This is a genomic window from Mesorhizobium album, from assembly GCF_033977205.1.
Lineage (GTDB): Bacteria > Pseudomonadota > Alphaproteobacteria > Rhizobiales > Rhizobiaceae > Mesorhizobium > Mesorhizobium album.
Window position 1 is genome coordinate 67,606 of the sequence record NZ_JAVIIW010000032.1, and the last position, 7,440, is coordinate 75,045.

Annotated in this window: 5 protein-coding genes and 1 pseudogene; 4 read left to right on the top strand and 2 right to left on the bottom strand. The window is 61.3% G+C overall.

Annotated features, from left to right (window positions below; translation table 11 throughout):
- Positions 1-70 precede the first annotated feature (70 nt).
- Positions 71-2,710, bottom strand: coding sequence for a magnesium-translocating P-type ATPase (gene mgtA, locus RFN28_RS24040; RefSeq protein WP_320289712.1), 2,640 nt, complete (start codon positions 2,708-2,710; stop codon positions 71-73).
- 52 nt (positions 2,711-2,762) lie between these two features.
- Positions 2,763-3,572: a universal stress protein gene (locus RFN28_RS24045; RefSeq protein WP_320289705.1), complete on the bottom strand. Its 810-nt coding sequence runs from the start codon at positions 3,570-3,572 to the stop codon at positions 2,763-2,765.
- 267 nt (positions 3,573-3,839) lie between these two features.
- Between RFN28_RS24045 and RFN28_RS24050 the strand changes: the two genes are divergently transcribed.
- From RFN28_RS24050 to RFN28_RS24065, 4 genes and pseudogenes are all read left to right on the top strand, one after another.
- Positions 3,840-5,327 carry a PAS domain S-box protein gene (locus RFN28_RS24050; protein ID WP_430678750.1) on the top strand — a complete coding sequence of 496 codons (1,488 nt, stop codon included), beginning with the start codon at positions 3,840-3,842 and terminating at the stop codon, positions 5,325-5,327.
- Positions 5,317-5,928: a response regulator FixJ gene (gene fixJ / locus RFN28_RS24055; protein WP_320289707.1), complete on the top strand. Its 612-nt coding sequence runs from the start codon at positions 5,317-5,319 to the stop codon at positions 5,926-5,928. Before RFN28_RS24050 ends, fixJ begins: the two co-directional genes overlap by 11 nt.
- A 554-nt stretch (positions 5,929-6,482) precedes the next feature.
- Complete coding sequence (locus RFN28_RS24060) at positions 6,483-7,016, top strand: Hsp20/alpha crystallin family protein (RefSeq protein ID WP_320289708.1); 534 nt, start codon at positions 6,483-6,485, stop codon at positions 7,014-7,016.
- A 286-nt stretch (positions 7,017-7,302) separates the two neighbouring features.
- A pseudogene (locus RFN28_RS24065) lies at positions 7,303-7,440 on the top strand (5-aminolevulinate synthase); the annotation flags it as partial.

Sequence of the window (7,440 nt, forward strand, 5' to 3'; positions counted from 1 at the left end):
ACTGGCTTCCTGCGGTCGACCCAAACCTTGCGGTCGACACTCTGGTCGTCGTCGCAGCAAACTGGGAGATTCAACCGGCGCCACGGGCCGACCCGCGTTTTGCACGGCGCCCGTGCTGCGGGCTCTTTGCCTTCCGCCAGTGCCTGGCGCGGCTCCCATGATCGAAAAGCCAATGCTTGGTCAGTTCGGAAACGAGAACGTAGCAACCCGTTATTGCAAACAAACCCAAGAGCACCGGCCACGGCAACGGCACGAATGCGAACCAGTTCGCGACGCCTGTGTAGGGGATCGTGATCGCGAAACCGCCGACCGTCAGCGCGAGCGATGCAAGCAACCGGCTGGGACGGCTAGCCCAGAAGGCTTTTCGAGTGCGTATGATGAGCAGAATCAGGAGTTGCGTGAGCAAAGACTCGATAAACCAGCCGGTCTGAAACGTTGGTGCCGTCGCGTGCACCACGTACAGCAGAAAGGCAAAGGTCACGAAGTCGAATAGCGAGCTGACAAGCCCGAAGCTGATCATGAACCGCCTGACGAAATGAATATCCCAGCGGCGAGGCCGTTGCACCTGATCCTGATCGACGTTGTCACTCGCGATCGAAAGGGCCGGGATGTCGGAAAGGAAGTTGTTCAGCAGGATCTGCTTGGCCAGCAGCGGCAGAAACGGCAGGTAGAGCGAAGCGGCGGCCATGCTGATCATGTTGCCGAAGTTGGCGCTGGTCGTGATGGAGATGTATTTCATCGTGTTGGCGAACGTCTTTCGGCCATCGTCGACGCCCCGCACCAGCACGCCCAGGTCACGCTTGAGCAGGATAATGTCCGCGGCCTCCCTGGCCACATCGACAGCGGTATCGACCGAAATGCCTATGTCGGCTTCATGCAAGGCCGGCGCGTCGTTGATGCCATCGCCGAGATAGCCGACGACGTGGCCGCTCCGTCGCAGCGCCTCGACGATGCGTTCCTTCTGGTTCGGATCGATCTCGACGAAGAGATCGGTATTGCGAACGCTGGCCAGAAGGCCGTTCTTCGTGAGCTTCGACAGGTCTTCGCCCGTCATTATCCTGTCCGCCCGCAGCCCGACCGTCTGCGCCAGGTGGGCTGCGACGTAACGATTGTCGCCTGAAATGACTTTGACGCCGATGCCGCGATCGGCAAGCGCCGAAAGCGTTTCTCGCGCACCCTCCTTTGGCGGATCGAGAAACAGCAGGAACCCCGCGAATGCCATTGCGGTTTCGTCGTCGCGGCTGAAGCCAGCCTTGCTCTGAAAGCGCCGGACCGCCAGGCCTAGAACGCGGTACCCTTGCGCGCTCCAGCGCTTGAATTTCTCATCGATCGCCTGGCGTTCCGCCAAGCCCAGGGATTTCAGGCCGTGCGGACCCTGCACGAAGGCACACGCATCGAGAACGTTCGGAACTGCCCCCTTGGTGATGAGGATTTGCGCGCCCGTCCCTTCCCGCACGGCGATCGACAGCCGCTTGCGAACGAAGTCGTATGGGATCTCGTCGATCTTGGTGAAGCCGGATAGATCGTCCTGTCCAGGCTGCGCATTCGCTATCGCTTCGTCCAGGGGATTCTTCAGCCCGGTCTGCAGCGTCGCGTTCAGCCGCGCCCAAAGCAGAGCATCCCTCGAAGCCTTGCCCTCGGCGTCGAAAGACGCATCGAGATGAATGACGCCCTCGGTCAGCGTTCCTGTCTTGTCCGTGCAGAGCAGGTCCATGCTGCCGAGATTCTCGATCGCATCGAGGCGACGCACGATGACACCGCCGGCGGCCATCGTCCGCGCGCCCCTGGCCAGGGTGACGCTGATGATTGCGGGAAGCAGCTCGGGCGTCAGGCCAACCGCCAGGGCAAGCGAAAACAGCAGGGACTCGATCAAAGGCCGGTCGAGCATCACGTTGGCGAAGAAAACCAGGATGACGATCACAAGCATGATCTCGGTCATCAGATATCCGAACATCCTGATGCCGTGAGCGAACTCGGTCTCCGGAATCCGTCGCTCCAGGGCTTCGGCGATCGATGCGAACTCGGTGCGAGTTCCTGTGGCCACGGCAAGCACCTTCGCCGTTCCGCTACGAACCGACGTGCCGGTAAAGACCGCATTGGTCCGTTGCCCGATGCCGGCTTCGGGCGCGGAACGGCCGGCGGACTTCAAGACGGGAAAGGTCTCGCCCGTCAGAACGGACTCGCTGACATTGAGATCCCGCGACTCCAGGATCACGCCGTCGACCGGGATGAGATTGCCGGCCGACAGGCTGATCATGTCGCCAGGAACGATGGTCTCGACATCGATCATGTGTTCGCGACCGTCCCTCAGCACGGTTGCCTTGCGGGAGATGCGCTGCTGCAGCGCCTCCATCGCGCGGGAAGCGCCATATTCCTGAGAGAAGCTGAGGACACAGCTGGCAAGCACGATTGCGCCGATAATCGCCGCTTCATGACCCTCGCCGACAAAGGTGGAGACAGCGGCGGCAAAGACGAGGACCAGGACAAGCGAGCTGCGAAACTGGCGGGCGAAGACAGCCAGCGCGGATCCGCCGGACCGCGGCGCCAGCGCATTTCGACCGAGTTTGCCGAGCCGGATCGCCGCGTCGCCGCTCGAAAGACCGGAAGCGGAGGTCTCCAGCTGTGCGACCAACTGATCTGTCGCGAGCGACCAGTAGGCGTGCTCGACAGAACCGGGAGAGCCGCCGATCGATTGCTCCTCGTTTGCCATGGCTGTCGGCCGTTCGGCCCCGTCGGTTCCGTTGATCGCCATGGCCGGTCCGTCAGTTCGACAGGAGGCGATTGATGCCGCTCTCGCCGATCAGCGAGCGCGTAACGCCGCCGAAGGCCCACTCCCTGAGCCTGCTGTGACCGTAGGCACCGGAAACGATCAGATCGGCGTGGATCGAACGTGCAAACGCCACCAGCCTGTCACCGTCCGCGTCGCCGGCGATCACTTCGGTTCGCGCCATGATGCCATGATGCTCCAGGAACACCGCCACATCGGCGAGGCTGTCTCGCACCTCCCCTCCAGGATTGGCTTTTATCGTGGCAACGACAACCTCGTTGGCCTTGGCCAGGAAAGGCAAGGAGTCGGACAAGGCCCTTCGCGCTTCCCTGCTGTCCTTCCAAGCGACAAAGACGGTCTTTCCCAGGAGGTGTTCGGCATTGCCAGCGGCGACCAGCACCGGGCGGCCGGCACCGAGCACAAGGCTTCCGATATCGACGGCGCGAAACACGTCCTCGCCGCCATCGGCGGTCACGACAAGATCGGCCGAGCGGACCACAAGGCCGAGAGCGCGGGTCGGTCCGCAAATATACTGCGTCCATTCGCTGCTGACCGAGCCTGGGACAAGCTTCTCGAAAATGTCGCGCAGTTCGGCAAGACGCTTCTCGATCTCCGTGCGCTGGACCTGCATGACCTCGCCTTCGTAGACCAGGCCCTCTCCCGTCGCCACCAAGGGCGGAACGTCCGCCGCAGCCAGGCCGACCAGATGAGCATCGAAGCGCTGCGCAAGCTCCGTTGCCAACTTTACGACCGGCGCGGGGTTCGCATCGACGGCCAGGTTGACGATGATCGTTTTGTAGGACATGCCGGGCGCACCTCGCAGGGAATGCGGAATGGTTTCGTCATTGCATTGTCCGGGTGCGTGCGCCTTGATACCGATCAAAATCATCCTCGGCTGTTTGGCGGGCGGCCTGATGAGTGCTACATCAGCAGCCGCCGCTGTTTCGCAATCCGGAGTCTGCTTGTGAGCAAGAAGGAGCAAGCTTCGCCCGACGACGTCGCCAAGGCGCCTGCGGTGGTGGGCGGTCTGCCGGCGCCGCACGATTTACCGGAACACGAGCTTCTTGCGCTGATGTTCGAGCGGGCCCCGGGTTTCATGACCCTGCTCAGCGAGCCCGGCCACGTCTTTCAATTGACCAATGCCGCTTACCAACGCCTGATCGGTCAGCGGCCGGTTATCGGCAAGTCGGTTCGCGAGGCCCTTCCCGAGCTCGCGGACCAGGGCTTCTTCGAATTGCTCGACCGGGTCAGCACCACCGGCGAGCCTTATATCGGTCGAAATGCCAAGATCGTCCTTCACAACGATGAAACCGGTCTTGCAGAGGAGCGTATCCTCGACTTCGTTTATCAGCCCATCAGGGCCAAGGACGGCCGGATCACCGCGATCTTCGTTCAGGGCACTGACGTGAGCGACCTGTCATTTGCCAACGCCGCACTGCAGCTGCGCGAGGATCATCTGCGTTCGATCCTGGCGACTGTTCCCGACGCGATGATTGTCATCGACGAAAGCGGCCTTATCCAATCCTTCAGCACGGCTGCCGAGACATTGTTTGGCTACAAGGCCAGCGAAGTCATCGGTCAGAATGTCACGTTGCTGATGCCTTCGCCCTATAGAGAGGAGCATGATGCCTACCTGCAGCGTTACCTGACAACCGGGGAGCGGCGCATTATCGGGATAGGTCGTGCGGTAACCGGGATGCGCAAGGACGGATCGATCTTTCCGATGGAACTCGCCGTCGGCGAAATGCATCCGGGAACGGGCCGCTTCTTCACCGGCTTCTGCCGCGACCTGACGGAACGCCACAGAACGGAAGCCAGGATGCAGGAGCAGCAGCAGGAGCTGCTTCATATGGCACGGTTCACCGCGCTCGGCGAAATGGCCTCGACATTGGCGCATGAGATAAACCAGCCGCTGACCGCTATCACGAACTATCTCAAAGGCAGTCGCCGGCTCCTCGAGAAGAGCACGGACGATAATGCCGTCATGTTGCAGGAGGCCGTCGAGAAGGCTGCAGAACAGGCCTTGCGCGCCGGCGACGTCATCCGTCGACTCAGGGATTTTGTCGCCAGGGGTGAAAGCGAGCATACGGTCGAACGTCTGCCAACGCTCATCGACGACGCCTCGTCGCTCGCCTTGGTCGGCGCCAGGGAAGCGGACGTGCGTGTCAGTTACGATCTCGACCCGGCGGCCGAGCTTGTATTGACCGACAGAATCCAGATTGAGCAGGTATTGCTGAACCTGATGAGAAACGCCGTGGAGGCCATGCACGGTGCGCCACGTCGGGAATTGCGTGTCGCAACCAAGGCGCGGCACGACGGTATGATGGAGGTTGGTGTCATCGACACCGGCCCGGGGCTGGCGCGGGAGGTTTCGGCGCAGCTCTTCCAGCCTTTCGTGACCACCAAGAAGCACGGGATGGGTGTCGGCCTGTCCATTTGTCGCACTATCGTCGAGTCCCATGGTGGGCATATCTGGGCAGAGTCGCCACCCGGCGGTGGAACCGCGTTTCGGTTCACGCTGCGCGCTGTAGAAAAGGAAGAGGTCGCCAGTGGCCAGTGATGTCGTGCATGTGGTCGACGACGATGTCGACGTTCGCAAGTCTCTGGGCTTCCTTCTCGCAACGGCCGACTTTGCCGTGCGCCTCTATGAATCGGCGACCGCATTCCTTGCCACGGAGCCGAAGGAGATCGATGGCTGCATCGTCAGCGACGTGCGCATGCCCGGCATCGACGGCATAGAGTTCCTGCGGCAATTGAAAGCCCGCGGTCTAAGCGTGCCGGTGATCGTGATGACGGGTCACGCCGATGTCGCGCTCGCAGTGCAAGCCATGAAGGAGGGTGCTGCCGATTTCATCGAGAAGCCGTTCGACGATCAGGCGCTGATCGATGCAATTCGCTCAGCCTTGGACAATCGCAGTCAGGCCGTTGCGACCCATCCGCAATCGGCCGAGATCCGGAAGAATCTTGCCACGCTGTCGGAGCGAGAGCGTCAGGTGCTCGATGGGCTCGTCGCCGGGCTGCCGAACAAGACGATCGCCTATGATCTCGGGATCAGCCCGCGCACGGTCGAAATCCATCGCGCGAACGTCATGAGCAAGATGGGCGCCGGCAGCCTATCGCATCTTGTGCGCATGGTGTTGATAGCCGACCCGAAGAGCTAGGCCGGATCCTGCGACGAGGCCGGTTGGTATTCTGTCGGGCTCCAGACACGCCAGTGAGTGGGATGGATGTCGATGCGTGCCCCGGTCGCGACATTCTTCCAGCCGACAGCCCCCTTCTCACAAGGGAACACAAGCGCATGTACTCCTTCATCGTCGATGACGGCTAATTCGAGACTGCGACCGGATGGTGCGCTTGCGATGAGATTCCACATTCGATCAGTGTGCTTGAAGAGCTGTCCCGTGCTTTGATTTGAATCACTTTTCTGCCGATGGTGCTTTTTTCTCAGCGCTATCCGCGCAAATCGGTTCTTCCTGTTTGACCCGGATCAAGGATGGCTGATCGGCTCGGTGCTTTGATGCGAATCTCGACAGAGTGAACTGGCGACGCGGGCGCGACGAACCGTGCCAAACGCGGAAATCGCGAAGCAAATGGGCCAGTTCAGTCAGGACACCTGTCGAGCGAGTCCGCTGACCTCCGGCTCGAGCGCCTGCTGGGAAACCTGGGGTGCGGAGGCGGCGGCACTTGCTGGTCCACCTGTCTTATGGAGAGAACCATGGCTGAAGCCGCTACCAAACTGCCGGTGAAAACCGAGAAGAAGGCCCCCGCCCGGTCGGACAACTGGATGGGGCCCTTCGAGAGCCTGCGCCGCGAAATCGACCGGCTTTTCGATGATTTCCATCCTTTCGATCTCCATCTGCCCGCCACCCGCTCGCTTTTTGGCCGGGATTTCCCCGCGCTGCGCAGCGATTGGTCGGTGGCGCCGGCGATGGACCTGGTCGAAAAGGCGAACGAGTACGAGATCACGGCCGAACTGCCGGGCATCGACGAAAAGAACGTCGAGATCAAGCTTGCCAGCCACACGCTGACGATCAAGGGCGAGAAGAAGGAAGAGAAGGAGGAAAAGGAGAAGGACTACTACCTGTCGGAGCGCCGCTACGGCTCTTTCCAGCGCTCGTTCCAGCTGCCTGAAGGTGTCGACACCGACAAGATCGACGCCACTTTCAACAAGGGCATTCTGACGGTGAAGCTGCCGAAGACGGCCGAAGCCCAGAAGGCCGAGAAGAAGATCACGGTCAAGGCTGCGTGAGCCGCCGGCTTATGTTACCCAGCGCGGCGATCCGGCGCGCTGGGTAGAAGCTTGTAGCTCGGTCGTCGGGCTGTCCCGGATTTTGCTCTCCCAATATCGCGGTCGTTCCGTTCTTTGTGAATACTGGCCATTCGGCGATGCATCCTTCAGGCGCATCGTAGCGACCGCCGAAAGTCGGCTCCGAATTGACATAGCTCAAAGTGAGGCTCTCGCATGCCTCCTATGGTGCCGGCTCAGTCATAGACCAGTCGCAACCCGCGACAGGTTTGCTGCACAGGAGCTCGACATGAACTACCAGCGGTTCTTCGAAGACGCGATCGACCAGCTCCATGCGGAGCGGCGCTACCGTGTCTTCGCCGACCTCGAGCGCATCGTTGGCAAGTTTCCGCGCGCCATCTGGCGCTCGAACGGCCGCGCCCAGGAA